We start from the raw sequence: 25126 nt of genomic DNA, 5'->3' as shown, positions 1-25126 counted from the left end.
CCCGCACCTTGTCGACGAACTGCGGGGTCAGACACGTCCCGCGATGCGGCGGCGGCGCGCCACCTCGGCCAGGAGCACGCCGGCCGCGACCGACGCGTTGAGCGACTCGACACCGGCCGCCATCGGGATCGAAACGGTCGCGTCGCAGGTCTCGCGCACCAGCCGGGAAAGGCCGCGGCCCTCCGAGCCGAGCACGATGACCAGCGGGTCCGCCGCGAGGTTCAGTTCGTCGATGTCGACCGAGCCGTCCGCGTCGAGACCGACGACCATCAGGCCGTCGTCCTTCCACGCCTTCAGCTGGCGGGTGAGGTTGGTCGCGACGGCGATCGGCAGCTTGGCGGCGGTGCCGGCACTGGTCCGCCACGCGACCGCGGTCATGCCCGCGCTGCGCCGCTCCGGCAGGAGGACGCCGTGCGCGCCGAACGCGGCGGCCGAGCGGATCACCGCGCCGAGGTTGCGGGGGTCGGTGACACCGTCGAGCGCGACGAACAGCGGCGTGTTGCCGGAGTCCTTCGCCGCCGTCATCAGGTCGCCGGGGTGCGCGTACTCGAACGGCGGCACCTGCAGGCCGAGGCCCTGGTGCATGGCCCGGTTGGTCTTGCGGTCGAGTTCCTCGCGCGGGATCTCCAGGATCGAGATGCCCTTGTCGCCGGCGAGCCGGACGGCCTCGTTGACGCGGTCGTCGATCTCGATGTTCACCGCGACGTACAGCGCGGTGGCCGGCACGTCGGCGCGGAGTGCTTCGACGACCGGGTTGCGGCCGGCGATCAGTTCCGGCTTGTCGGCCTTCTTCTGCCGCGCCTGTTCCTTGCGGTCACGGGCGTTCGACATGCGGTACGCCTTGTGCCCAGGCCGGTCTTCGGCCTTGGGGGTCGGGCCCTTGCCTTCCAGGCCCTTCCGGCGCTGGCCGCCGGAACCGACGACCTGACCCTTCTTCGTGCCGGGCTTGCGAATAGCGCCCTGGCGCCGGGAGTTGCCTGCCATCAGTGAGAATCCTTGAGCTAGAAACCGAGTAAGTGTCAGACTTCCTTGACGGTCCACTGTGGACCGTTCGGAGTGTCTTCCACCACGATGCCCGCCTGCTGGAGGCGGTCACGCGCGGCGTCCGCACGGGCGAAGTCCTTCTCGGCGCGGGCCTGCTGCCGTTCGGCGAGCAGCCCTTCCACGAGTTCGGACAGCGCCTGCCGGGTGGGCGTCTCATTGCCGCCCGCCTCGGACCAGCGCGCGGAGAGCGGGTCGAGGCCGAGCACGTCGGTCATCGCACGCACGGAGGCGGCGATTTCGAGTGCTTTGGAATTGTCGGCCGCGTCGAGGGCGGCGTTACCGTCGCGGACCGTGTTGTGCAGCACTGCGAACGCGTGCGGGGTGGCGAGGTCGTCGTCGAGCGCCGCGGCGAACTCCGCCGGGATCTCGCCGAGGGGGACCGCGCTCGCGATGCCCGCGGTGCGGCGGAGGAACTGCTCGATCCGCCGGTAGCCCTGCGCGGCCTCGGTGAGTGCTCCGTCGGAGTACTCGATCGTCGACCGGTAGTGCGGCTGGACCAGGTAGTACCGCAGCTCGGGCGCCCGGTAGTTCTTGAGCATCTCCGGGATCGAGACCGTGTTACCCAGCGATTTCGACATCTTCTCGCCGGACAGGGTCACCCAGGCGTTGTGCAGCCAGAACCGCGCGAACGGGTCACCGGCCGCGTTGGACTGCGCCCGCTCGTTCTCGTGGTGCGGGAACACCAGGTCGATGCCGCCACCGTGGATGTCGAACTCCGCGCCGAGATAGGACGTCGCCATCGCCGAGCATTCGAGGTGCCAGCCGGGACGGCCGGAACCCCACGGCGTCGGCCACGACGGCTCGCCCGGCTTCGCGGCCTTCCACAGGGTGAAGTCGCGCGGGTCGCGCTTGCCTTCGCCGAGGCTCTCGCCCTGAACGACCTCGTCGAGCTTCTGTCCGGAGAGATCGCCGTAGCCGTCGAACGCCTTGACCGAGAAGTACACGTCGCCACCCGAGGCGTAGGCGTGCCCGCCGTCGATCAGCCGCTGCATCAGCTCGACCATCTGCGTTACATGCCCTGTCGCCCGGGGGGCGATCGAAGGCGGCAGGCAGCCCAGCGACTCGTAGGCCGACTCGAAGGCGCGCTCGTGCGTGGCCGCCCACTCCCACCAGGGTCGATCCGCGTCCGCGGCCTTGGTCAGGATCTTGTCGTCGATGTCGGTGACGTTGCGGACCATCAGCACGTCGAGTCCACTGTGGACGAGCCACCGGCGGAGAACGTCGTAGTTCAGCGCGCCGCGGACGTGGCCGATATGCGGGATGCCCTGCACGGTGGCACCACACACGTACATGGACGCCGTTCCGCTACGGGCGGGGTGGAATTCCCGCACGCTCCGGGTCGCCGTGTCATAGAGGTGTAGTGCCACCCTAAAAGGGTACGGGGTCGGCGTGAGCGGTGTCGCAGTGACCGTATTACAGCACGTTATGAGTACGCATGACGGTGAGCAGGGCGTCCGTCCGCTCGGTCGTCGGCAGCGGCTCTACCAGCGCGAACGCGCAGCCGATCTCGCGTGCGGCGCCGTCGGCCTCCTCGCTGTCGCCGACCATGAGCGTTTCCGCCGGGTCGACGCCGAGCCGCTCGACGGCGTGCCGGAAGATCTCCGGCTCCGGCTTCACCGCTCCGACCTCGAAGGACAGGACGAACTCGTCGACGAAGGCGTCCCAACCGCGGCGGCTGAAGGCCGGCCGGATGTCGAAGGCGATGTTGCTCAGCACCCCGAGCTTCACACCCTTGCCGGAGACACCCTTGAGGACGGCTTCGGTGTCCGGGTACGGCGTCCACTGGCTGGGATCGATCAGTCGCGTGTAGAGCGCGACGGCCTGGTCGGTGTGCGGGACACCGGACTGCTTGAGGACCTCGAGGTACACCTTGCGGTGCAGCACCGGGTCGCGGTCGCGGTGGTTCCAGGCGTGCAGATGCTCCTCGTCGAGATCGACGACCTGGCCGACCGGCGCGGTCATCCGGCGCATCAGTTCGGTCTGGGCCTCGATGTCGAGCCGTTCCCCCTCGTGATCGGTGAGGTCGGCGAGCCAGGTCTCGTCCTGCTCGAGCCGGAAGATCGTGCCGGAGAAGTCGAACAACACAGCGCGAAAGGTCACGAAGCCCACATTAACCACGATCGGGGGACCTTCGCCTCTCGTCGCGTGTGAGATGAAAGGTCCTTTCCTTGCAAAATTTGCCAGGAAAGGACCTTTCTTGGCGCGCGTCTCAGCGTCAGGCGGCGTTGCCGGTGATCTTGGTGGGCGTGATCCGGACCAGTACGCGGACGACCTCCGCGGGCTCGTCGGGGTAGTCCTTGCCGAGGTACTTGTGCGACAGCTCGTTGATCAGCTCGCGCCCGCCCTCGTCGGTCATCTCCACGGTCCCGCGGATCTCGACGTAGTTGTACGGGTTCTCGTGGTCGAAGACCGACACGGACACCCGCGGGTCCCTGGCCATGTTCCGTTCCTTGAGACGGCCGCGCACGGTCGCGAAGATCACCGTGTCGCCGTCCCGCTTCGCCCACAGCACGGAGGTCTGCGCGGAGCCGTCGGCGTTGATGGTGGCGAGGACGGGGAAGTTGTTGCCGTCGAGGAGTTTCTTGGTCGCGTCGTTGAAGGTCACACCCATGGCGAGAGCCTAATCAACGAACGTTCCCGGCGATCCTGTCGACCCGCAGGCGGACGATCACCCGCTCGACCTCCGAACCCTCCGGCGGCGGATCCTGGCCGAGGTACTTGTGGCTCAACGTCTTCGGGAGCTCCTTGCCGGGGTCCGGGGTGATCGTCACCGTGCCGCGCAGTTGCGTGTGCCGGTACGGGTTCTCCGCGTCGGTGATGGACACGCTCGCGCGCGGATCGCGCCGGAGGTTCCGCACCTTCAGCCGGTCTTCGGTGGCGCTGAAGACCAGATCGCCGCCGTCGAGGCCCACCCAGACGACCGAGGTCTGCGGGCCGCCGTCGGCGTCCAGCGTGGCCACGGTCGCGAAGTTCTTGCCGTCCACCAGTTCGCGGACCGGTTCGGGAAGTGTGACTGCCATGACAGGCCGAACCGGCGCCCGGCGCGGCCTATTCCTGCGAGGGCAGGAGCAACGCCGTCGCGAAGGCCGCGATGCCTTCACCGCGTCCGGTCAGGCCGAGCCCGTCGGTCGTCGTCCCGGAGACGCTCACCGGTCCGCCGACGGCCTCGCTCAGCACCTTCTGCGCCTCTTCGCGGCGCTTCCCGACGCGCGGCGCGTTGCCCACGATCTGGACGGTCGCGTTCCCCACGGTCCAGCCGCCCGCCTCGACCAGCCGTCGCGCCTCGGCGAGGAACTCGACGCCGTGCTTGCCCGCCCACTTCGGATCCCCGGTGCCGAACACCGCGCCGAGATCGCCGAGCCCGGCCGCGGACAGGAGCGCGTCGCACAGCGCGTGCGCGGCGACGTCGCCGTCGGAATGTCCGGCGCAGCCGTCGACGCCGGGCCAGAGGAGACCGGCGATCCAGCATTCGCGGCCGGCTTCGATGGGGTGGACGTCGACGCCGTTCCCGATCCTCACAGGGTTTCCTCTTTCTTCGCGTTTTCGCGCGCGACCGCGATCGCGTCGCCAGGGCGCACGTTAGTGACTTTCCTCGGGAACCGGGAGAGGCGCCCTGCCGCCGCGATAGCGGGGCCTCGCGGCCGTACGCGCGCTCTTCGGCCCACTCGGATGCCGCGGCGCGAGTGGATCACAGGGTTTCTTCTCGGTCCCCGGCCACGGCGATCGCTTCGGCCAGTTTCAGTTCGAACGAGTTGGTGACGCGCATCGCATCGGGATGACCGGCGACGGTGTACCCCCCGTCGAGAGACGGTTTGTCGACATAAGAGAGAAAAGTCTCACGAGTGAAGCCGAGGGGCGTCTGCGCCGTGCGCAGATATGCCCGGTCTTCGGTGCCCGTGATCACCTTCGCCGCGTCGGTCACCTTCACGGTGTCCGCCATCGGCAGCACGGGAACCACGAAAGGCGATCCCGCACGCACCGCGTCCGCGACGGCACGGACCGTGTCCGCGGGAGTGAATGCCCGCAAAGCGTCGTGTACGAGGAAGACGGGATTTCCGGCGATCTCTTTTTCGACGGTGTCGAAAACATGCCGGAGTGACGGGCCGGGTACTATCCGGCAACGCGCTGGGAAGCCGGGCAAAGCGGCCTCAAACAAATGAGCACACCGCTCGGGGGCCGCTACGACCACCAGATCGAGATCCGGCATAGCGAGCAGCCCCCGCACGGTGTGCGTGAGTAATGCTTCACCATTGACCGGCGCGAGAGCGAGCTCCGCGTCGGAGGCATGGTGATGAACGGCAGTGACGAACACGATCGTGCTCATATGGTCGGTGCTCATATGTGCGCGATCGTAGAGGTATCCCGCGCAGCCTCACCTGGCGTGGGACACCCGCCGGTTCAGACTGCCGCGGTTTCCAGAACTTCGTCGAGGAGGACTTCAGCCTTGTCCTCGTCGGTGCCCTCCGCGAGCGCCAGCTCGCTGACCAGAATTTGCCGCGCCTTCGCCAGCATGCGCTTCTCACCGGCTGAAAGTCCGCGGTCCTTCTCTCGCCGCCAGAGGTCGCGCACCACTTCGGCCACCTTGTTCACATCGCCGGAGGCGAGTTTCTCGAGGTTGGCCTTGTACCGACGAGACCAGTTAGTGGGCTCTTCGGTGTGCGGAGCACGCAGAACGTCGAAAACCTTGTCCAGTCCCTCTTGCCCGACGACATCACGAACGCCGACGATCTCGGCGTTGTCAGCGGGCACGCGAACCGTAAGATCCCCTTGCGCGACTTTGAGGACGAGGTACTTCTTCTCCTCGCCCTTGATCACGCGGGTCTCGATGGCTTCGATGAGTGCGGCACCGTGGTGCGGGTAGACGACGGTCTCTCCGACCTTGAAAACCATGTGTCCTCTGCCCCTTTCGCTGAATTCATCTTAGCACGTGCCGACGAGGCCCACCTAGCGGCCCGCGATCGTCGTCGCAGGTCAGCGGCCTGACGGTGGCCCGCCCGGGGGTTGACAAACCCAATTCGCCCATGCTCATGCAGGTGAGAAGCGAACGGTTTCCAAATCCTTTGTGGACGGTTGATCTTGGGCAAGTCACCGCATTGGTGGGGTGCCAACACGCACCGGGTTCTCCGGCCGGGAAGCCGCCCGGCTAGTCTTCGCGGTGAAGAGGCCGTGAGATGGAAGGACTCCGACGTGAGGCTGCAGAATCGTCGCGTGTTCGGCGCAGGTGTGCTGGCGCTCGGCGCCGCGCTCGTGCTCGCCGGCTGCGGTGCTGGTCAGATCACCCAGACCGACTCGCAGCAGCCCGCGGTCAACGGGACGTACGCACAGGCGAAGGACCTGGTGCTGCGGAACGCCGCGCTCCAGTTCCCGGAGGAAGGCCAGGCGTACCCCGCCGGCTCCGCCGTGCCGCTGACGCTGACCATCGTGAACCAGGGCAAGCAGGACGACGAACTCGTCTCGGTGACCTCCGACGTCGCCACCGGTGACGCCAAGATCTCCGGGGCCAAGGCCATCGTCTCGAGCCACGCGCTCGTGATCGGCCCGTCCGACGCGGTCGAGTCGACGAAGGAGGTCGCTCCGACCAGCGCCTCCTCCGCGCCGCCGTCTTCGGGCGCGCCGTCTTCTTCGGGTGCCCCGTCTTCTTCGGGTGCCCCGTCTTCTTCGGGTGCTCCGTCGAGCAGCCAGTCCGGCGCCCCGTCGTCGAGTGCCGCCGGGACGGTCACGCCGACCGTCGGCCCGGAGCCGTCCAACGCGCCGGACCAGGTGGGCAAGGCCACGGTCGTGCTGCAGGGTCTGAAGCAGCCGGTGTGGGCGGGCCAGACGATCAAGGTCACGTTCGTCTTCAAGAACTCCGGTTCGATCACCCTGGACCTGCCGATCGCGGCGCCGTCGCACCCGGGCAGCCGGGCGCCGGCGCCCGAGAAGCCCAAGGCCGAGGGCGGCGGGCACTAGTCCTCCAAAGCTGAGCCGAAAGGGCCCTTCGCCGCATCTCACGCGGTGAAGGGCCCTTTCGCTGCGTCAGATGCGGTGAAGGGCCCCTTCAGCCCGTCGGTGCCGGGGTTTGTCGGTGGTGCCCGCTAGCCTCGCGGAGTGGTCAAGAAGGGCAGCACCTACCGCTGCGGTGAATGCGGGTACGAAGCGGCGAAGTGGGTCGGACGCTGCCCCGAATGTCAGGCATGGGGAACCATCGAGGAACGCGGTGACGCCCGCCCCGCGATAGCCAGGGTCGCCGCCGGCGCGCCCAGCGCCCCGGCGCGCCCGATCGGCGAGGTCGACGTCGAGACGGCTCGCGCCAAGCCCACCGGCGTCTCCGAACTGGACAGGGTGCTCGGCGGCGGATTCGTGCCGGGCGCGGTCATCCTGCTCGCGGGCGAGCCCGGGGTCGGCAAGTCGACACTGCTGCTGGAGGTCGCCTACCAGTGGGCGGCCACCGCGGGCCGCGCGCTGTACGTCACCGGTGAGGAGTCGGCGGGCCAGGTGCGGTTGCGCGCCGAGCGCACCGGCAACGTCCACGACGAGATGTTCCTCGCGGCCGAGAGCGATCTCTCCGCGATCCTGGGCCATGTCGACGCCGTCAAACCTGGCGTGCTGATCGTCGACTCGGTCCAGACCATGGCCTCGCCTCAGGTGGAGGGCGCGCCGGGCGGGGTCACCCAGGTCCGCGCGGTCACCTCCGGGCTGGTCGCGCTGGCCAAGGAGCGCGGGCTGCCGATCGTGCTGGTCGGTCACGTGACGAAGGACGGTTCGGTAGCCGGGCCGCGGGTACTGGAGCATCTGGTCGACGTCGTCCTGCAGTTCGAGGGCGACAAGCATTCGACACTGCGGATGCTGCGCGGGATCAAGAACCGCTTCGGCGCCGCCGACGAGATCGGCTGCTTCGAGCTGGTCGAAGAGGGCATCGTGGGCGTGCCCGACCCGTCGGGACTGTTCCTGAGCCACACCGCCGAGCCGGTCGCGGGCACCGCGGTCACGGTGACCATGGAGGGCAAGCGGCCGCTGCTGGGGGAGGTGCAGGCTCTGGTGTCGGCGACCCAGTCACCGCAGCCCCGGCGAGCGGTGAGCGGCCTCGATTCGGCGCGGGTCGCGATGGTGCTGGCCGTGGTCGAGAAGCGGGCGAACATCAAGGTCGGCGACAAGGACGTCTACGTGGCGACGGTCGGCGGCATGAAGATCACCGAGCCGGGGATCGACCTGGCGGTGGTGCTCGCCCTGATCTCGTCGGCGCGGGACACCCCGCTCTCACCCAAACTCGTCGCGATGGGCGAGGTCGGGCTGTCCGGTGAGGTCCGGCGGGTGCCGAGCGTCGGGCGGCGGCTCGCGGAGGCCGCCCGGCTCGGCTTCACCTACGCGCTGGTGCCGCCGGACTCCGGCAAGATCCCGCCGGGGATCCGGGTACTCGAAGTGTCCGACGTCGGCAGCGCGCTCAACGCCGCCAAACACGCCCGCTAGGGCCCGCCCGGCGGACCGCCCGCGTCGGTGATCACGACCGAGATCGTCGTGTCGAACAAGGTCAGCCCCGGCCATTCCTTGTCGCCGCGGGCTCGGACGGCACGGTTGCGGACGACGGCCGCCGTCGCCATGTCGACGATGAAGGTGCGGGTCTGGTCCGGCGACATGACCGAAAAGGACAACGCGGGCCGTCCGTCGGTGACCGTGCTCTCCGTGGCGATGCCCGGTATGCGCGCGAGCGCCTTGCACAGCGCCACCCGCTGGGCGCCGAAGCCCTGGGAAGAGCGGAGGACGGTGAAGGCCATCCGGAACATCTCCTGTGCCGCGTCCGGTCGCTCCGGCGTCCGGTCGTCCCGGCGGGTGCTGTCCCGGACGAGCCGCTCGGCCATCTTCACCGGGTCGGTGGGCAGGTCCGCGAGGAATTCCACGGTGGGGTTCGTCCACCCGCTTTCGGGTCGCAGGCGCGTCTGGGGCGGGACGGGCGGCGGTGGACCGGTCGTTGTCGTCGTCGGGGGCGCCTGCGACGTCGTGGTGGCCGGCGACGGGATCTCGTCCACGCCGATCGAAGACGACGGGCCAGGCAGCGCCTCTCCCAGGCTCTGCGCCGACTGGTAGTCGCCCTTGATCCAGCGGATCTCGCCGGTCGTGGTGACCCGTTTCTTGGCGAGGTTCAAGGTATGCGGCGAAAGCCAGCGCTCGGTGATCTCGTGGGTCTGGTACACCAGCCCGGATTTGGTGACGTGTGTTGTCCAGGTGGACTCCGTGACGAGCCGGTACTGGTTCACGCGAAGGGGGAAGTCGTCGCCGCGGAGGGCGTCGAGGACGTCATCGCCCGGGGCGGTGATCGAGTGGGCCGCGGGGTCCGGGCCGTCGCCGCCGGTGAAGGCGTTCGTCGCCACGATCCCCCCGCCGGACACCAGTGCCGCCGCGGCCGCGGCGGCGATCCATCGCCACGAGCCCGGCCGTTTTTTTGCCGGGGGCACCGCCACCGGGACGAGTTCGTCCTCGACCTCGACCTCGCCTGCGGCGCGCAGGAGTGCGGCCCTGGCGCCGGACAGTTCGTCCTGCCGGACTTCGGGTTCGGCGTGGAGATCGGCCAGCGCCTCGTCGAGCTCGGCCTCGGACCACACCTTCCTGACGCTACCGTCGTCCACTTTCGCGCACCTCTTCTCCACTTGCCTTGTCCTCTGTGGACTCCGATTTCAGCTCCGGCGCGTTGGCGCGCAACCATCTTCGTATCCGGTGCAGCCGGGACCGGACCGTTCCAGGCGGAATTCCCAGCGCCTCGGCGACTTCGCCCGGCTCCAGACCCGCCCAGGAGACCAGCAGCAGGGTGTCACGGTCGGCCACGCTCAGTTCGGCGAGCGCGCCCGCCAGCTGGGCCGCGCGGAGCTGCGCGTCGACCCGCTCGGCGACGCGGCCGTCGTGCCCGGCCGAGACCACCTGATCGGCGGCCGCGAGCCGCGCCGTCGCGTTGAGCGCGCGGGTCTCGGTGCGGACGTGGTGCCGGAGCAGGTTCGTCGCGATGCCGTAGAGCCACGCCCGCGCCGTCCCGGCCTCGGGGCGGTACGTCTCCCGCCGCCGGAGCGCCACCAGGAACGTCTCGGCGACGAGGTCGTGCGCGGTATCGGTGCCGACGCGGCGCGCGAGATAACGCTGCAGCGGGGCCGCGTGGGCGTCGAAGAGCATGCCGAAGACCGGCGCGGGGTCGGGACCGCCGAGATCCGGCCGGTCCGGCCCCCGGGAGCCGGGCTGGCCGAGATCTTTGTTCATCACCTGCACGATCCCTCTTGCCCGATGTCCCCTCGAGCGTTCATCCGACCCTACTTTCGTCGTGGGCCGATCGGTGAAAGCCCAGGTGGAGGTCAAGACAAAAGCCGCGAAGAACGCGAATATCGGTCTATTCGATATTCACCAACGAGTATCGGAACTGGGGAAGGATTACCATGCGTCGACTCAGGACCGCGGTCGTCACCGCGCTTGCGGCGTCCGCACTGATCACCGCCCCGGCGGTGGCCGTCGCTCAAGACGGATATGTCGTACCCGCGCCCGACTTCGTGAAAGCGATGCCCGCGCCCGCCAAGGTCGAGGGTGTCAGGGCGGCCGCGGAGCTCAACATCCAGTACCAGATCCAGCAGACCGGCTACTGGTGCGGCCCGGCCGCCACCCGGATCGCCATCTCCGCCAAGAACGGCAATCCGCCGAGCCAGCAGCAGCTCGCGAACGAGCTGCCGACCACCACCAACGGCACCGACTGGATCGGCCAGGTGACCCGCGTCCTCAACAACCACGTCGCGGGCGGCTGGTACGAGACCAAGGAGATGCCGAACGACCCGCCGACCCAGGCGCAGCGTGACCTCCTGTGGCGCGACATCGTGCTGGACATCAACAACGGCTACGCGATCGTCGCGAACATCGTCGCCCCGGCGAACAACCACCCGCCGGGCTACCCGAACTACACGATCTACCACTACTTCACGGTCATCGGATACAACGCCGACAACATGACCGTGAAGATCGCCGACCCGGCCAACTTCGGCGGTAACCAGATCTACTGGCTCACCTTCAACCAGCTCGCCACCCTGATCCCGCCGAAGGGCTACTCGGCCTGATCCCCGGACGCATTTAGTCCTCTGGTTGCGTAACTTGCACGCGGAATGGTCGCAACCAGAGGACTAAATGGGTGGGGTTGTACGTATTTTGTACGGGAGGGTCCGATCCTGATGGGTATGCGCATCAAGACGCTCGGTCTGCTGGCCGCCTCGCTGCTGGCCCTCATCGCCGCCCCGGCCCAGGCCGCCGACGGCAACCCCCTTGAGAAGACCAACGGCTTCTACACCGACCCGAACTCCAATCCCGCGGTCTGGGTGAAGAACCACCCGGGCGGCACCGCCGACCAGATCAGGGCCGCCATCGCCACCAAGGCGGGCGCACGCTGGTTCGGCAACTGGAGCGGGGACATCAAGTCCGCCGTCGACGGCTACACCTACGCCGCCGACGTGGTCGACAAGCTGCCGATCCTGGTCGCCTACAACATCCCCGGCCGGGACTGCGGTGGGCACTCCGGCGGCGGCGCCGGCAGCCCGGACGCGTACCGGAGCTGGATCTCGAACTTCGCCGCAGGCATCGGTGGCAAGCCCGCGGTCGTCGTCATCGAGCCGGACGCCCTCGCGCAGGTGGACTGTCTGCCGACCGGTGAGCGCCAGACCCGCCTCGACCTGCTCAGGTACGCCGCGGAGCAGTTCGCCTCGAAAGCCCCGAACACCTGGGCGTACATGGACGGCGGCAACTCGACCTGGATCCCCGCCGCCACCATGGCCGACCGGCTCAACGCCGCCGGCGTGAAGTCGATCCGCGGCCTCGCGATCAACGTGTCGAACTACAAGACCACCACCGACTCGGCGAACTACGGCAAGGCCGTCAGCGCGGCGCTGTCGAGCAAGTACGGCTACACCAAGCCGTTCGTGATCGACACCAGCCGCAACGGCAACGGCCCGCTGGGCTCCGAGTGGTGCAACCCGGCCGGGCGCAAGCTCGGGGTGACCTCGCAGACCGGCGGCGGCGCCGAGATGCTGCTCTGGGTCAAGGTCCCCGGCGACTCCGACGGCAAATGCGGCATCGCGCCGAACGTCGAAGCCGGAACGTTCAGCCCCGACCTGGCCCTGCGCCTGATCAACGGGACCTGACACCCCGCAAGCCCGTCGCGCCGGCTGTTCGTCTGTGACTTTCGTTCTCCCGAGAAGGCGAAGGTCGCGACCCCTTGGACAGCAGCCGGCGCGACGCCTCCATTTCCAGGTCCGTGAAGGCCTCCTTGCCTACCTTCAGGGTAGGGAAGGAGGCCTTCACGGACTTCCGACACGTTCGCCCTGGTAGGGGCTGTGGCCGCGGTCGGACGGGTAGTGGAGTGGTCCGCAGCGTGGCGGTGCCTGCCGACTCGGTCAGGGAAGTACGTGAAGCCCCCTTCACTGCGCTATCCCGGCCGACGATGAAGGAATTGGGGCGTTGAGTGTCCCCATTCCTTCATCAACGGGGGGCTCGAGCGTGGAGGATTTGGGACGTTCAACGTCCCAAATCCTCCACACTCGAAACCCACGGGCGTCAGCGAAGGGGGCCTTCACGCGCTTCCGGTAGTACGGTGCGGGGTGACCTGAGTCACAGCATCGACCGAGGAGGACGCCGTCGTGGAGTTCCAGCTGGGGATCGGGACCAGGAAGGGCTTGTTCCTCGCCCGCAGCGAGGACCGTCTGAACTGGGAACTGTCCACCCCGAAGTTCCCGATGGAGGCCGTCCGGGCGCTCGCACTGACGCCGTCCCGGGTCTACGCCGCGGCGGTCAACGAGCATTTCGGCCCGTCGATCGCGACGTCCGGCGACTTCGGGGAGACCTGGTCGGAGCCCGACCACGCCCCGGTGGCCTTCCCCGCCGACACCGGCACCGCGCTCGAAGGCATCTGGCAGCTCGTGGTCTCCGGTGACGTCGTCTACGCGGGCGCGGAGCCCTCCGCGCTGTTCCGCTCCGAGGACGGCGGCGAGACCTTCGAACTCGTGCGCGGGCTGTGGGATCACGAGCACCGTCCACACTGGACTCCCGGCGGCGGTGGCCAGATGATCCACACGATCCTGCCGCATCCCACCGATCCGGGGCGGATCACGGTCGCCATGTCGACCGGCGGGGTCTACCGCACCGAAGACGGCGGCAAGAGCTGGACGGCGTCGAATCGCGGCATCAGCGCGGGTTTCCTGCCGGACGAGGAGCCGGAATTCGGCCAGTGCGTGCACAAGGTCGCCATGTCCCCGTCCCGGCCCGAGCGGTTCTTCCTGCAGAACCACGGCGGTGTCTACCGCAGTGACGACGACGCGAGGACGTGGACGTCGATCGCGGACGGCCTGCCGAACGACTTCGGGTTCGCCATGGTCGTCCATCCCACCGAACCGGACACCGTCTACAACTTCCCTTTGGTGGCCGACGTTCTCCGTTTCCCGCCGGACGGCCGCTGCCGCGTCTACCGCAGCGAGGACGCGGGCGGGACCTGGACCGGACTCGGAAACGGCTTGCCGGACAAGGGTTTCTACGCGGGCGTGCTCCGGGACGGGATGTGCGTCGATCAGGAGGCGGGGATCTACTTCGGCACGCGGTCCGGTGAAGTGTGGGCGAGTCCGGACGAGGGCGACACCTGGCATCCGGTGGCCGCGCATCTCCCCGACGTGCTGTGCGTGCGGGCCCAGGTGGTCTAGGTGGTCCGGGTCCTGTTGCCCGCGATGCTGCGGCCGCTCGCGGGCGGCGAGGGGACTTTCGAGGTCGACGCCCCGACACTCGACGCCGTCCTGGATTCGCTCGGTGTCGAGTTCCCCGCGCTGGAACGCCGTCTGCGGAACGAGACCGGCGCGTTGCGGCGGTACGTGAACTTCTATGTGGACGGTGAGGAATGCCGCCGTCTCGACGGTGCCAAGACCACGCTCGACGGGGCGAAGGAGGTGCAGATCATCCCGTCCGTCGCCGGCGGCTGAGTGTCATAAGGGGTCCCCCTAGGACGATTTTCGTCCTAGGGGGACCCCTTATGACACGTGAGGGTTACCGGGAAAGCAGGTTCGCGCAGCGGATCAGCCCGATGTGCGAGTACGCCTGCGGGTGGTTGCCCAGCGAGCGTTCCGCGATCGGGTCGAACTGCTCCGGCAGCAGGCCGGTCGGACCGGCGGCGTCGACGATCTGCGTGAACAGTTCCTCGGCCTCGGTGCGCCGCCCGGTGAGCAGGTACGCCTCGATGAGCCAGGCCGCGCAGATGTGGAAGCCGCCCTCGCCGCCGGGAAGACCGTCGTCGCGGCGGTAACGGTACACAGTGGACCCACTGCGCAGTTCCGCCTCGATCGCGGTGACCGTCGACTGGAACCGCGGGTCGGCCGGGTCGATCAGCCCGGTCAGCCCGACGAACAGCGACGCGGCGTCGAGGTCGGTGCCGTCGTAGGCGGTGGTGAAGGCCTGGACCTCTTCGTTCCAGCCCTTCTCCAGCACGTCCGCGGCGATCTCGTCACGCAGCGACGGCCACGCGCCCGGGACCTGACGGCCGTAGACCTCGCCCAGTTTGATCGCCCTGTCGATGGTCACCCAGCACATCACCCGCGAGTACACCCGGTGGCGCGGCACGTGCCGCTCCTCCCAGATGCCGTGGTCCGGCTCGTTCCAGCGCCGCGTGACGGCCTCGGCCATCGCGCGCACCATCTGCCAGTCCTCGTCGCGTAGTTCGCCGCGCGCCTCGGCCAGCGTCTGCACGAGTTCGACGACGGGGCCGAAGACGTCCAGTTGCACCTGGTGGTTCGCCAGGTTGCCGACGCGGACGGGCCGCGAACCGGCGTACCCGGGCAGCGACTCGATGACCGCCTCGGCGCCGATCACGCTGCCCGCCAAGGTGTACAGCGGGTGCAGCCGTTCCGGACCGGCCAAAGTGGACAGCACACCGTGCAGCCACCGCAGGTAGCCTTCGGCCTCCTCGATCGAGCCGAGGTGGACCAGTTCGCGCACGGTCATGGCCGCGTCGCGGATCCAGCAGTAGCGGTAGTCCCAGTTGCGGACGCCGCCGATCTCCTCCGGCAGCGACGACGTCGCCGCCGCGAGCACGCCGCCGGTGTCGGTGTTGACCAGGCCGCGCAGGGTGAGCGCGGAGCGGCCGACGAGGTCGGTCTGCACGCTGGGCAGCTTGAGCGTCCGCGCCCAGGTGCTCCAGTAGTCACCAGCCCGGGTCCGGCGCTCCACTTCGGACAGTTCGTGCGGTCCGAGATCGGTGGTGCCGCACCGCAGTTCGAGCACGACCGGGTTCTCCGGGGAGGGCGTCACCAGTGCCGTCGCGGTGTCGTTCATCCCGTCGGAGGTGATCTCCCACTCCACGCCCGGCGAACGCAGCGCGAACGGCTCCGAGGTGCCCTGCACCAGGATCCCGTCGCCCTGGGCGAGCAGGGTCACCGGCACACCGCCGAATTCGGGCCGCGGCGCGAACACGATCTCCGCCGCCGCTTCGCCCGAGATCACCCGGACGAGATCCGTGCGGTGCGCCGGGCTCTCCGGCTCGATGTAGTCGGTGACGAGCAGCCGCGACCAGCGGGTCTCCACCGTCATGGTGTTCGGCAGGTAGCGCTGCCCGAGCGGCAGGCCGTTGCGGTGCGGTTTGATCGAGAAGTGGCCGGCGCCGGGGCCGCCGAGCAGGTCCGCGAAGATCGCGGGCGCGTCGGGGCCGGGGTGGCACAGCCAGGTCAGCCGGGCGTCCGGCGTGACCAGCGCGACCGAACGTTCGTTGGCCAGCATGGAAAGCCGCTCGATCGGCGGGGCCTGCTCGCCGTAGAGCCAGTTCCGGCGTTCTTCGAGCAGGAAGGCGAGCACGAGCGCGACGTCGACGGTGTCCGGAACCCGGTACTGCGCGAGGCTTTCGCCTTCGCCGACCTTCACGCCGAGGTCCGGGCCGGAGATCCGGGCGAACGCCTTCTCGTCGGTGACGTCGTCGCCGAGGAAGATCGCCGCGGTCGCGCCGACCTGGTGGCGCAGGGTGTCCAGCGCGCGGCCCTTGTCCGTCTGGACGACCGCGAGCTCGACGACCTCCTTGCCGTCCGTCGTGGAGACGCCCTCCCACCTCGAAGGTCCATTGTGGACATCGCGCAGGACGCGGCGGCCCGCCTCGTGTTCGGCGCGGCGGACGTGCACCGCGATGCTGGCGGGTTTGACCTCGAGCGAGACGCCCGGTACGTCGAGTACCAGGTTCTCCAGCTCGGCCTCGAGCCGTCTGTGCAGCTCGCGGGCCTTGTCGTCGAGCGCGTGGATGAAGCCGATGTCGAACTCGGATCCGTGGCTGCCGACCAGGTTCACCTCGGCCGGGAGACGGGACAGGGTGGCGAGATCACGCAACGCGCGGCCGGAGATGACGGCGGTGGTCGTCTCGTGCAGGCCGGCCAGCGACCTGAGTGCGCCTACCGATTCGGGCAGCGGCCGGGCTTCGTCCGGGTTGGCCGTGATCGGAGCCAGCGTGCCGTCGTAGTCGCAGGCGACCAGCAGCCGCGGAGTGCGCGCGACCTGGACGATCGCGCGCCGCAGCTCGGCGGGCAGTGCCTCGGCGGTCAACGATTTCTCCTCGGGAACTATGCGGGGATGGGAGTGCTTCAGTCGGCCGGTTCGGCACCGAGCGCCTGGAGGAACGAGCGCGCCCAGCGGTCGACGTCATGCGTGAGGACCTGACGGCGCATGGCGCGCATGCGGCGGCGGCCCTCTGCGGGGTCGAGCGTAATGGCAGTCTCCAAGGCGTTCTTCACCCCGTCCAGGTCATGCGGGTTGACCAGGAGAGCACTGGTCAGCTCCGCCGCCGCGCCGGCGAACTCGGACAGCACGAGCGAGCCGCCGAGGTCGTGGCGGCAGGCGACGTACTCCTTGCAGACGAGGTTCATCCCGTCACGCAGGGGAGTGACCACCATGACGTCGGCCGCCGAGAAGAAGGCGGCCAGCTCCGTGCGGTCCACGGACTGGTGCAGATAATGCACGACCGGGTGACCCACGCGGGCGAATTCGCCGTTGATCCTGCCGACCATCTGCTCGATGTCGCCGCGCATCCGCTGGTAGTGCTCCACCCGTTCGCGGCTCGGCGTGGCCAGCTGGACGAACGTGACGTCCTCCGGGCGCACCCGGCCTTCGTGCAGCAACTCGTGCAGCGCCTGCAGCCGCAGGTCGATGCCCTTCGTGTAGTCGAGCCTGTCGACGCCGAGCAGGACCTTCTTCGGGTTGCCGAGATCGCGCCGCAGCTGGGCGGCGCGTTCGGCGACGCCCTTGGTCTTGGCGAGTTTGTCCAGGCCGATGGCGTCGATGGAGATCGGGAACGCGCCGACCCGCACCGTGCGGTCGCCGACCTGCATCAGGCCGGGGCGGGTGCGGATACCGACCGCGCCGCGGCTGGATTCGAGACCGGCCAGCTGGCGGGCCAGCCAGAGGAAGTTCTGCGCGCCACCCGGCCGGTGGAAACCGACGAGGTCGGCGCCGACCAGGCCGCGGACGATCTCGGTCCGCCACGGCATCTGCATGAACAACTCGACCGGGGGAAACGGGATGTGCAGGAAGAACCCGATCCGGAGATCCGGCCGCAGTTCGCGGAGCATCGCCGGGACCAGCTGCAGCTGGTAGTCCTGGATCCACACGGTCGCGCCCTCGGCGGCGACCCGCGCGCTCGCCTCGGCGAAGCGCCGGTTCACCCGGACGTAGGACTCCCACCAGCTCCGGTCGAACACCGGCCTGGCCACCACATCGTGGTACAGCGGCCAGAGCGTGGCGTTCGAGAAGCCCTCGTAGTAGTCGCGGACGTCGTCCGACGTCAGGGAGACCGGGTGCAGGACCAGGCCGTCGTCGTCGAACTCTTCGACCTCGACGTCGGGCACACCCGGCCAGCCGACCCAGGCGCCCTTGCGGGAGCGCAGGAAAGGTTCGAGCGCAGACACCAGCCCGCCGGGGCTCGCCGTCCAGCGCCTGCTCCCGTCGGCGGTCCGTTCAAGGTCCACCGGGAGCCGGTTCGCCACGACGACGAAGTCCGCGGAATTCGTTCTGCCCGTCTCAGCAATCACTTCGTCCACCAGCCGCTCCCTCGAATCGCGGGTCGCTGCCCTAAGCGGAAACCCTATCGCGCGCCGAGGCGACGGCCGGTCGTCGCGCGATCACTCCAAGCGTCGTTCGGCGGGTTCCATCGGACCCGCCATCCGCGGCCCGGCGAGCTTCCGTTCGAGCCTGCCCAGCCCCGTGCGCACCGGCTGCGCCAGGTATTCACCGAGTACCACGCCCGCTGCCAGGGCAAGCCCGATGGCGACCGCGGTCATCAGCGTGGAGATGTCCCCGCCGGGCTCGACGCCCAATTGGTATAGACCACGATAGGTGGACAGGCCGGGAAGCAGCGGAGTGATGCCGGACACAGCCACCACGAGCGGTGTGACCTTGAGCCGCCTCGCGAGTACGCCACCGCAGAAGCCCACCAGGGTGGCGGCGATGGCGGACGAACTGACGGCCTGGAAGTCGGTGAGCATCAGTGCGCCGTACACCGCGCCGCCGATCGCCCCGGCCGCCGACGCGACGAGCATCGCGCGCAGCGTCGAGTACGAGGCGAGCGCGAAGCAGCCGGCCGCGCCGATGCTGCCGATCACGATGAGCGGGAGTTGTTGCGGCGTCGAGGAGAGGACCTCCGGCAGCGGCGTCCGCGGCAGGCCGAGCAGCAGCGCGATCTTCAGCGCCAGCACCACCCCGGCGATCAGCCCGGCACTCATCAGCGCGGTCTCCATCGTGCGCCCGGCCGCCGTCACGCTGTAGCCGGTGATGGCGTCCTGCACGGCGGAAACGGTGGAGAGCCCGGACAGCAGCACCGTGACGGCCGCGGCGACGACCAGCGTCGGTTTGTCCGTGGTGAGCAGGTCGCTGCTGACTATCGCCATCGCGGACAGCGTCGCGACCAGGCCGCCGACCACCTGCTGGAAGAAGAACGGCAGCGCGAAGCGGTTGAGGAACCGGCCGAGCCGGTCGATGACCGCGCTGATCACCATCGCGACCAGCGCGACGTCGAGGCTGCCGCCGAGGATCAGGGTGATGAACCCGGCGAGCCCGCCCCAGGCGGCCGTGGCCACCCAGCGGGGGTACGGATGCGGCGCGGTCGTGATCCGCTGGAGTTCCTGCTGCGCCTCTTCGGCGCCGATGTTCCCGCGGACGATCTTGCGGACCAGGATCTCCGTCTGGGTGAGCCGCGTGTAGTCGAGACTGCGCGAACGGACCACGCGCAGCGCCGTCACCGGCGCCATGTCGGTGCCGCGGTGGCAGGTCACCGTGATCGACGTGAAGATCACGTCGACCTCGCAGTGCGGGAGGCCGAGCGCGGAGGTCAGCGCGATGATCGTCGCCGTGACGTCGGAGGCGCCGGCGCCGCTCGACATCTGGACCTCGCCGATGCGCAGGGCGAGGTCCAGGACGAAGTTGACCGTCGTGTCGTCGGGCGGCTTCGGGCCCATCGTCTCGGCGCCGTCGACGACGGGCTGTTCCGCCGTCGGGGCTTCGAGGATCTGCCAGGCGCGGCGGCGCAGCAGGTTCGGCCGGTGCGAGCGCGCCTGGTGGTTCGATCGCTCACCGTCACGCTGCCGCGGCGCTTCCAGCAGCCATTCGCCACGTTCGGGTGTTTCGTCCTGGTTCCTGTCGAGTCCGCGTTTGCCGCGCTGGGCCCCCTTGGTGTGCTCGTTGATCTTCATGATCGATCCACCTCCTCACTCTGGTCCGTAGGTCTCGTCAAAGGACTTTCCCGAGGACCATCGGGGCCGGTGGCCCGACCGTTGCAGGTAACCCGAAGTGGCGTCCGCCACGTCCGATGAAGATCGTCGCGGCTTCGTCTGTTTACGGCACACTGCATGCCATGGGGCCTTCCTTGACCAGGCGTTCGATGCTTCGCGCAGCCGGTGTCACCGCGGCCGGAACGGCGGCGACATTAACCCTTTCGGGGGCATCTACCGGGGCGGAGGCCCCGGTTTTCGCCCACGGTGTCGCTTCGGGTGACCCGATGCCCGATTCGGTACTCCTCTGGACCCGGGTCACCCCCTCGGCGGACGCCACCCCGGGGTCCGGCGTGGGACCACCGGTGGACGTCCGGTGGGAGGTGGCCGGGGACGCCGGATTCACCGACGTCGTCGCTCGCGGTCATGTCCGGACCGGCCCGGAACGTGACCACACGGTGAAGGTGACGGCCGGCGGGCTGTGCGCGTCGACCGCGTACTTCTACCGGTTCACCGCGCGGGGCCGGACCTCGCCGATCGGGCGGACGCGCACCGCGCCCGCGCACGACGAGGACGTCGCGCGACTGCGGTTCGGTGTGGTCTCGTGCGCGAACTGGGCTGTCGGTCACTTCGCCCCCTACGGCTACCTGGCCGGCCGTGACGATCTTGACGCCTTCATCCACCTGGGTGACTACCTCTACGAGGGTGCTCCCAATCCCGCGGGTGATCTCCGGCCCTCGCTGCCACCCCACGAGTTGACCACCCTTTCGGATTACCGGCAGCGCCACGCGATGTACAAGACGGACGATCACCTCCGGCGGCTGCACGCCCGCCATCCGATGATCGCCACCTGGGACGACCACGAGGCGGCGGACAACGCCTGGTCCGGCGGGTCGCCGTCGCACGATCCGGCGACCGAGGGCGACTGGCTCGACCGGATGCGGGCGGCGCATCAGGCGTACTTCGAATGGATGCCGGTGCGGCATCGGGGCGACCGGCTGTTCCGGCGGCTGAAGTTCGGGAAGCTGGCCGACCTGACCATGCTGGACCTGCGGACCTACCGGACCCGGCAGCCCGAGCCCGGCTCCGCCGAGGACCCGGAGGGCACGATCCTCGGCGCCGACCAGCGGCAGTGGTTCCTCGAAGGTATTGCGCACGGCACGGCGTCGTGGAACCTGATCGGGAACTCCGTGATGGTCACGCCGCTCAAGATCCCCGCGCTGCCCTCTCGCGAGAAACTCGCGCTCGGCCGACTGCTCGACGGCCAGCCGACCACGGTGAACACCGACCAGTGGGACGGCTACACCGCCGACCGCCGCCGCGTGCTGGACGCCGTCGCGGCGCGGGGGCGGGGCAACACGGTGTTCCTGACCGGCGACGTCCACTCGTCGTGGGCGAACGACGTGCCGCGGGACGGGACGAGCGTCGCGGTCGAGTTCGTCTGCCCGTCGGTCACCTCGGACAACATCGACGAGCAACTCGGCGTCCCGCCGCGGACCGGCTCACTCCAGGTCGAGGCCGCGATCCGCGCGCTGAACCCGCACGTTCGCTTCGTGGAACTCGACTCGCACGGCCCCGGCGTCCTCGAAGTGACGCCGGACGCCGTCCGGATGAACTGGTACTACGTCGCCGACCGCCGCGATCCGGCGACCGCCGTGACGTTCGCGCACGGCTTCCGGACGGTGGCCGGGGAGCCCTGGGTGTGGCCTGCGAACGGCTGAGCGGGCGCCGATATACTGGGCTTGCCCGGGCTGCCCTGGGCACGGCCGCTATAGCTCAGCTGGTAGAGCATCTGTCTTGTAAACAGAAGGTCAGGGGTTCGAGCCCCCTTGGCGGCTCACCTTCGACCAGGGGGTCTCCGTTTCCCGGAGACTCCCTGATCTCGTTCCGTCGCAAGTTGGTCCGCAAGTAGTCGACTGCTTGCGAGGTCGGACCTGGACGGAGCACCTCGAACCCCGGCTACAGAGACCCTTCGAACACGACGGTGCCCTTGGCATCACGCGCTTGAACATGGACCCCTCGCGGGAACGGATCGTTCACCTCTTTCGGAACGAAGACCACGAAGGTCCCGTCGACCACATCGGACGTCGAGGTCGGTCCGGCGCCGAAGTCACAGGTCACCGTCACCGCCGTCGACGGCAGCCGCGTCCCGGCGAACGGCGTCCGGGCGTTGGCCCGGTCACCGCCGTCTTCCACACCGCCCAGGGGCTGCATCGGGATCGTCCGGGGCTGCTCCGGCGGGAGCTCGAATTGGTCTTGGTAGACACGCATCTTCATCCGGCCGGGACGCCGCGGGTCCGGAAGGGTCGTGCACGCCAGACTCCGGTCGCCCAAGCGGCCGAGAACGACCTGATAGCCGTCCTTGTCGAGCAGCGCACCCGGCCTGTAGCCCGCCACGTCGGAGACAGCGTCCGCCGCGCCGGACAGACAGGCGCCCAGCGCACGTCCCGCGGGCGAGGTCCGGTCGGCCGGGGCGATCGGGCGATCGACGGCCGAAAGCAGCGGCGCCGGAGCCGGCGGCAGGCTCGCGGTCGTGGCTCCGACGGGCTCGTAAACGGACAGTTGCGTCTTCGCGGGGTCGGTCCAGGTGAACGAGACGAACTGATGTGTCAGAAGCGAGGCTTCCGCGACGTCCCCGCCGCCGGAATCCTCGGCCTGGAATGAGAGACCCGCCCCCCGCCAGGCCGGATCGAGCACCCCGCCGATCAGGCCGGTCGCGCTCTGCAGGAGCAGTCCGGTGCGGGTTCCCGGCACATACGTGGGGACGGCGTTCGGGTCGGACAAGGTCACGGTGGTCAGCGTCGTCTCGCAGAACATCGGCTTGCCCGCCGCCGTCGCGGCGACGACCGAAACGTCCAGCATGGTGTCCGTGAAGTGGGGAACCCATTCCTCGCGCGGGGCCACCCGGTCCGTCTTGCCCGCGGCCCGCACCGCGGCCCAGCAGCGGTCGAGCGACGACGTCGCCAGCCCGACGTCCAGGTTGAGCCCGCCGGCGGCCGGATCGGGGCCGGGGTCCGTGCCCTGCTGACGAAGTGACTGCGTCACGGCGGCGACACCGGACGCGACGAGCACGACCGCCGCCGCGGCGGCGTACCAGACCCGCGCCGTTCGCCGCGGCTTCGCGATCCCCTCGCGGACGGCCGATCGCATCCGGGCTCGGACGTCGTCCGGCATCGCACTGTGAGGCGGGTATTCGGGTTCGCCGCTCATTTCTCCTCCAGCAACGTACGCAGCCGGGCTCGTCCCCGGGAAAGATGGGCGCGGACGGTGACCTCGGCGATGCCGAGCAACTCCGCGGCGTCAGCGATGCTCACCTCGGCGGCCAGGCAGAGTTCGACGACTTCGCGCTGCGATTTCGGCAGCGACCGGACGGCTTCGGCGACTCGCCCCAGCCTGCGCTGGCCGTCGATCTTCTCGGCCACCGAATCGGCGTGGTCGGATACGGCGGGCTGGGCGGGGATCTTCCCGAGCAGCCGCAGCCGCCGCCGAGCACCGCGGTGCTCGTCGCGGGCGACATTGGCCGCGACCGTGTAGAGCCACGGCAGGGCGCTGTCCCGCACCAGGGTCACCTCGGCCCGTCGCCGCCAGGCGATGAGGAACGTCGTGGACGCCAGGTCCTCGGCGCTGCTCCACGAACCGGTCAGGCGATACGTGTAGTTCCACAGAGCCTCGGCGTGCCGCTCGAACAGCTCACTGAACGCCCCCTCGTCGCCGCGGGCCGCGCGGGCCCACAGTTCCCGGTCACCGGTCTGTTCCACCGGTACCCCCACCCCGATCGCAAGACTGCTCACACCCTGGTTGTGGCCGGCACCGGCCGAACGTTGCGCGCAACTTTCCGGGGCGGAGAAGCCATGTCAAGCCATGATCATGGAACAGGTCCGGACGACGGACAACCAGGCCACGTCCTGGCGGATGCCCCTTTCCGTAGCGGTGCTTTCGGCGGTGGTGTTCCTGCTCGCCCGCCCGCATTTGATCGACGACACGTTCATCACGCTGGCGTACGCGCGCAACGTCGCCTTCCACGGCCACTGGGGCCTGCTCGCCGACGCGACGTCGAACACCGCGACGTCACCGGCGAACGTGCTCATCCTGGCGGCTCTGACCGTCTTCGTCCGCGACGCCGTCTTCGCCGCCGGAGTGCTGTTCGTGCTGTGCCAGGTCCTTCTCGCCCTGGGGTTGCGCAGGCTCGGCGCGGCGGCCGGGTTGCCGCGCCGGTTCCCCGCCCTCACTCTCGCCACGCTGACCGCGAACCCGCTGCTGCTCTCGTCGATCGGGCTCGAGGTCGCCCTCGGCGCGGCGGTCCTGGGCTGGCTCACCGTGTTCGCCGTCGAAAAGAACCCCCTCGCCTTCGGTCTGACAGCCGGCCTGCTCGCCCTGGTCCGGCTGGACCTGATCGTGTTCGCGGTGGTGCTCTTCGTCTTCCTCCGTCCCGGCACGGCACGCGCGCTCCTCGGCGCCGGGCTGATCACGCTGCCGTGGTTCGGCTTCAGCTGGATCGTGCTCGGCGCGGCCGTTCCGGACACCGTTGTGATCAAGACTCTCCAGGGCGCGCAACACGCTTGGGGTGACTGGAACTTCGGCAACGGTCCGCTGTTCTACGCGCGGAGTTCGCCGGTGATGGCCGCGCTGGCGTTCCTGCCCGCGGCCCTCGCCGTCCTCGCCGTGGTGACGTCGGTCGTCCGGCGGCGCAGGATCCCCGCCGGGCTGCGGCCGTTCCTGTTGCTCGCCCTCGGCGGCCTGCTTTACCACCTCGGCTACGTGCTGCTGGCGGTTCCGCCCTACCACTGGTACTACGGCCCCGGCCTCACCGCGGCGACCGTTTTCGTCTGTGCCGTAGCGGTTTCCCACCGGGTCACGACCTGCGGGGTGCTCGCGCTGATCGTCGCCGGTGTGATCGCGTACGCGGCTGCCGGACTTCCCCGCACGTACGCGCCGTTGACGTCGAACTACACGTCGAGCGCGCAGTACGCACGTATCGGAGCGGAACTGGGAACGCTCGCGGGAGGCCGGAGCGTCGGCAGCGCGGGCGAGATCGGCGTCCTCGCCTACAGTTGCGGCTGCCCGGTCGTCGACGTCTTCTCCGACCGTGGCCTGCTGCCGGCCGCGATCGCGGCGCGCGGCGAGGAGAACCGCTGGATCCGCGCGATACTCCGCGTGAACTACGCCTTCTTCGACTTCGACGTCCGGCCACGCCGTCCCGAACTCGTGCTGCGCCGGCTGGCGGCCCCGCCGCCGGACGCGCTCGCGCACTGGACACTCGACGCGCCGACCCTCGGAAAGCAGGAGCTGTACCTGGTGCCGAACGAGGAGTGAAATCTGTTCGGGTGGTTTTTCTCGCAAAAGTGCAGGTACAGCGACGGCATCGGAACGTTTTCGCGAAC

Annotated in this window: 23 protein-coding genes and 1 tRNA gene; 9 read left to right on the top strand and 15 right to left on the bottom strand. The window is 69.2% G+C overall.

What is annotated here, in order from left to right; all coding sequences use genetic code 11:
• Nucleotides 1–27 precede the first annotated feature (27 nt).
• The 8 genes from rlmB to L324_RS33730 form a co-directional block, all read right to left on the bottom strand.
• Nucleotides 28–984: a 23S rRNA (guanosine(2251)-2'-O)-methyltransferase RlmB gene (gene rlmB / locus L324_RS33765; RefSeq protein WP_037318240.1), complete on the bottom strand. Its 957-nt coding sequence runs from the start codon at nt 982–984 to the stop codon at nt 28–30.
• 35 nt (nt 985–1019) lie between these two features.
• A complete protein-coding gene (gene cysS, locus L324_RS33760; protein WP_037318237.1) occupies nt 1020–2411 on the bottom strand; it encodes a cysteine--tRNA ligase in 1392 nt (463 codons plus the stop codon).
• A gap of 46 nt (nt 2412–2457) precedes the next feature.
• A complete protein-coding gene (locus L324_RS33755) occupies nt 2458–3144 on the bottom strand; it encodes an HAD family hydrolase (protein WP_037318911.1) in 687 nt (228 codons plus the stop codon).
• 115 nt (nt 3145–3259) lie between these two features.
• A complete protein-coding gene (locus tag L324_RS33750; RefSeq protein ID WP_037318235.1) occupies nt 3260–3655 on the bottom strand; it encodes a PPOX class F420-dependent oxidoreductase in 396 nt (131 codons plus the stop codon).
• Nucleotides 3656–3668: 13 nt separating this feature from the next.
• Nucleotides 3669–4064 (bottom strand): PPOX class F420-dependent oxidoreductase, encoded by a 396-nt coding sequence (locus L324_RS33745; protein ID WP_037318233.1) that lies wholly within the window; start codon nt 4062–4064, stop codon nt 3669–3671.
• Nucleotides 4065–4092: 28 nt separating this feature from the next.
• On the bottom strand, nt 4093–4563 hold the full coding sequence (gene ispF / locus L324_RS33740; protein ID WP_037318231.1) for a 2-C-methyl-D-erythritol 2,4-cyclodiphosphate synthase: 471 nt from the start codon (nt 4561–4563) through the stop codon (nt 4093–4095).
• 169 nt (nt 4564–4732) lie between these two features.
• Nucleotides 4733–5383: an IspD/TarI family cytidylyltransferase gene (locus L324_RS33735; RefSeq protein WP_235783722.1), complete on the bottom strand. Its 651-nt coding sequence runs from the start codon at nt 5381–5383 to the stop codon at nt 4733–4735.
• A gap of 59 nt (nt 5384–5442) precedes the next feature.
• Nucleotides 5443–5934, bottom strand: coding sequence for a CarD family transcriptional regulator (locus L324_RS33730; protein WP_005165253.1), 492 nt, complete (start codon nt 5932–5934; stop codon nt 5443–5445).
• Between the two features lie 297 nt (nt 5935–6231).
• On the opposite strand from L324_RS33730, the gene L324_RS33725 reads away from it, so the two are divergent.
• Both L324_RS33725 and radA read left to right on the top strand, forming a co-directional pair.
• Nucleotides 6232–6993 carry a copper chaperone PCu(A)C gene (locus tag L324_RS33725; RefSeq protein WP_037318907.1) on the top strand — a complete coding sequence of 254 codons (762 nt, stop codon included), beginning with the start codon at nt 6232–6234 and terminating at the stop codon, nt 6991–6993.
• A gap of 138 nt (nt 6994–7131) precedes the next feature.
• Nucleotides 7132–8490, top strand: a complete 1359-nt coding sequence (gene radA, locus L324_RS33720) for a DNA repair protein RadA (RefSeq protein WP_037318229.1) — start codon at nt 7132–7134, stop codon at nt 8488–8490.
• On the opposite strand, the gene L324_RS33715 is transcribed toward radA, so the two are convergent.
• On the bottom strand, nt 8487–9644 hold the full coding sequence (locus tag L324_RS33715; protein ID WP_081736549.1) for a CU044_5270 family protein: 1158 nt from the start codon (nt 9642–9644) through the stop codon (nt 8487–8489). The genes radA and L324_RS33715 overlap by 4 nt on opposite strands.
• Nucleotides 9631–10272: an RNA polymerase sigma factor gene (locus tag L324_RS33710; protein ID WP_037318227.1), complete on the bottom strand. Its 642-nt coding sequence runs from the start codon at nt 10270–10272 to the stop codon at nt 9631–9633. Before L324_RS33710 ends, L324_RS33715 begins: the two co-directional genes overlap by 14 nt.
• A 164-nt stretch (nt 10273–10436) precedes the next feature.
• Here L324_RS33710 and L324_RS33705 point away from each other — a divergent pair, with 164 nt between their 5' ends.
• From L324_RS33705 to L324_RS33690, 4 genes are all read left to right on the top strand, one after another.
• On the top strand, nt 10437–11102 hold the full coding sequence (locus tag L324_RS33705; RefSeq protein ID WP_037318225.1) for a C39 family peptidase: 666 nt from the start codon (nt 10437–10439) through the stop codon (nt 11100–11102).
• A gap of 117 nt (nt 11103–11219) precedes the next feature.
• On the top strand, nt 11220–12176 hold the full coding sequence (locus L324_RS33700; protein ID WP_037318223.1) for a glycoside hydrolase family 6 protein: 957 nt from the start codon (nt 11220–11222) through the stop codon (nt 12174–12176).
• A 495-nt stretch (nt 12177–12671) separates the two neighbouring features.
• Nucleotides 12672–13724 carry a sialidase family protein gene (locus tag L324_RS33695; RefSeq protein WP_037318221.1) on the top strand — a complete coding sequence of 351 codons (1053 nt, stop codon included), beginning with the start codon at nt 12672–12674 and terminating at the stop codon, nt 13722–13724.
• Nucleotides 13725–13997, top strand: a complete 273-nt coding sequence (locus L324_RS33690; RefSeq protein WP_152547074.1) for a MoaD/ThiS family protein — start codon at nt 13725–13727, stop codon at nt 13995–13997.
• Between the two features lie 64 nt (nt 13998–14061).
• Here L324_RS33690 and otsB read toward each other — a convergent pair whose 3' ends face one another.
• The 3 genes from otsB to L324_RS33675 all read right to left on the bottom strand — a co-directional run bounded on the left by otsB (nt 14062) and on the right by L324_RS33675 (nt 19727).
• Complete coding sequence (gene otsB, locus L324_RS33685; protein ID WP_037318219.1) at nt 14062–16590, bottom strand: trehalose-phosphatase; 2529 nt, start codon at nt 16588–16590, stop codon at nt 14062–14064.
• Between the two features lie 38 nt (nt 16591–16628).
• Nucleotides 16629–18080 carry an alpha,alpha-trehalose-phosphate synthase (UDP-forming) gene (locus L324_RS33680; RefSeq protein WP_037318217.1) on the bottom strand — a complete coding sequence of 484 codons (1452 nt, stop codon included), beginning with the start codon at nt 18078–18080 and terminating at the stop codon, nt 16629–16631.
• 81 nt (nt 18081–18161) lie between these two features.
• A complete protein-coding gene (locus tag L324_RS33675) occupies nt 18162–19727 on the bottom strand; it encodes a threonine/serine exporter family protein (RefSeq protein WP_037318215.1) in 1566 nt (521 codons plus the stop codon).
• Nucleotides 19728–19843: 116 nt separating this feature from the next.
• On the opposite strand from L324_RS33675, the gene L324_RS33670 reads away from it, so the two are divergent.
• Together L324_RS33670 and L324_RS33665 are read left to right on the top strand one after the other, a co-directional pair.
• Nucleotides 19844–21466 carry an alkaline phosphatase D family protein gene (locus L324_RS33670; RefSeq protein WP_438938472.1) on the top strand — a complete coding sequence of 541 codons (1623 nt, stop codon included), beginning with the start codon at nt 19844–19846 and terminating at the stop codon, nt 21464–21466.
• Nucleotides 21467–21510: 44 nt separating this feature from the next.
• Nucleotides 21511–21583, top strand: a tRNA-Thr gene (locus L324_RS33665).
• 121 nt (nt 21584–21704) lie between these two features.
• Here the strand turns inward: L324_RS33665 and L324_RS33660 are convergent.
• Both L324_RS33660 and L324_RS33655 read right to left on the bottom strand, forming a co-directional pair.
• Nucleotides 21705–22955: a hypothetical protein gene (locus tag L324_RS33660; protein WP_037318213.1), complete on the bottom strand. Its 1251-nt coding sequence runs from the start codon at nt 22953–22955 to the stop codon at nt 21705–21707.
• Nucleotides 22952–23536, bottom strand: a complete 585-nt coding sequence (locus L324_RS33655) for an RNA polymerase sigma factor (RefSeq protein ID WP_037318211.1) — start codon at nt 23534–23536, stop codon at nt 22952–22954. The genes L324_RS33660 and L324_RS33655 overlap by 4 nt, the downstream gene beginning before the upstream one ends.
• Nucleotides 23537–23606: 70 nt before the next feature.
• Here L324_RS33655 and L324_RS33650 point away from each other — a divergent pair, with 70 nt between their 5' ends.
• Nucleotides 23607–25058, top strand: coding sequence for a hypothetical protein (locus L324_RS33650; RefSeq protein WP_051174241.1), 1452 nt, complete (start codon nt 23607–23609; stop codon nt 25056–25058).
• Nucleotides 25059–25126: the final 68 nt, after the last annotated feature.

It is taken from the genome of Amycolatopsis orientalis DSM 40040 = KCTC 9412, assembly GCF_000478275.1.
Lineage (GTDB): Bacteria > Actinomycetota > Actinomycetes > Mycobacteriales > Pseudonocardiaceae > Amycolatopsis > Amycolatopsis orientalis.
This window is presented reverse-complemented; position numbering and strand designations above follow the sequence as displayed.

Bases quoted from the DNA above. Each gene is read 5' to 3' on its own strand.
- L324_RS33745 (WP_037318233.1), bottom strand. From the start codon at position 4,064: ATGGCAGTCACACTTCCCGAACCGGTCCGCGAACTGGTGGACGGCAAG.
- rlmB (WP_037318240.1), bottom strand. From the start codon at position 984: ATGGCAGGCAACTCCCGGCGCCAGGGCGCTATTCGCAAGCCCGGCACG.
- L324_RS33750 (WP_037318235.1), bottom strand. From the start codon at position 3,655: ATGGGTGTGACCTTCAACGACGCGACCAAGAAACTCCTCGACGGCAAC.
- L324_RS33670 (WP_438938472.1), top strand. From the start codon at position 19,844: ATGAAGATCGTCGCGGCTTCGTCTGTTTACGGCACACTGCATGCCATG.
- L324_RS33735 (WP_235783722.1), bottom strand. From the start codon at position 5,383: ATGAGCACCGACCATATGAGCACGATCGTGTTCGTCACTGCCGTTCAT.
- L324_RS33700 (WP_037318223.1), top strand. From the start codon at position 11,220: ATGCGCATCAAGACGCTCGGTCTGCTGGCCGCCTCGCTGCTGGCCCTC.
- L324_RS33730 (WP_005165253.1), bottom strand. From the start codon at position 5,934: ATGGTTTTCAAGGTCGGAGAGACCGTCGTCTACCCGCACCACGGTGCC.
- L324_RS33705 (WP_037318225.1), top strand. From the start codon at position 10,437: ATGCGTCGACTCAGGACCGCGGTCGTCACCGCGCTTGCGGCGTCCGCA.
- L324_RS33650 (WP_051174241.1), top strand. From the start codon at position 23,607: ATGATCATGGAACAGGTCCGGACGACGGACAACCAGGCCACGTCCTGG.
- L324_RS33675 (WP_037318215.1), bottom strand. From the start codon at position 19,727: ATGAAGATCAACGAGCACACCAAGGGGGCCCAGCGCGGCAAACGCGGA.
- L324_RS33660 (WP_037318213.1), bottom strand. From the start codon at position 22,955: ATGAGCGGCGAACCCGAATACCCGCCTCACAGTGCGATGCCGGACGAC.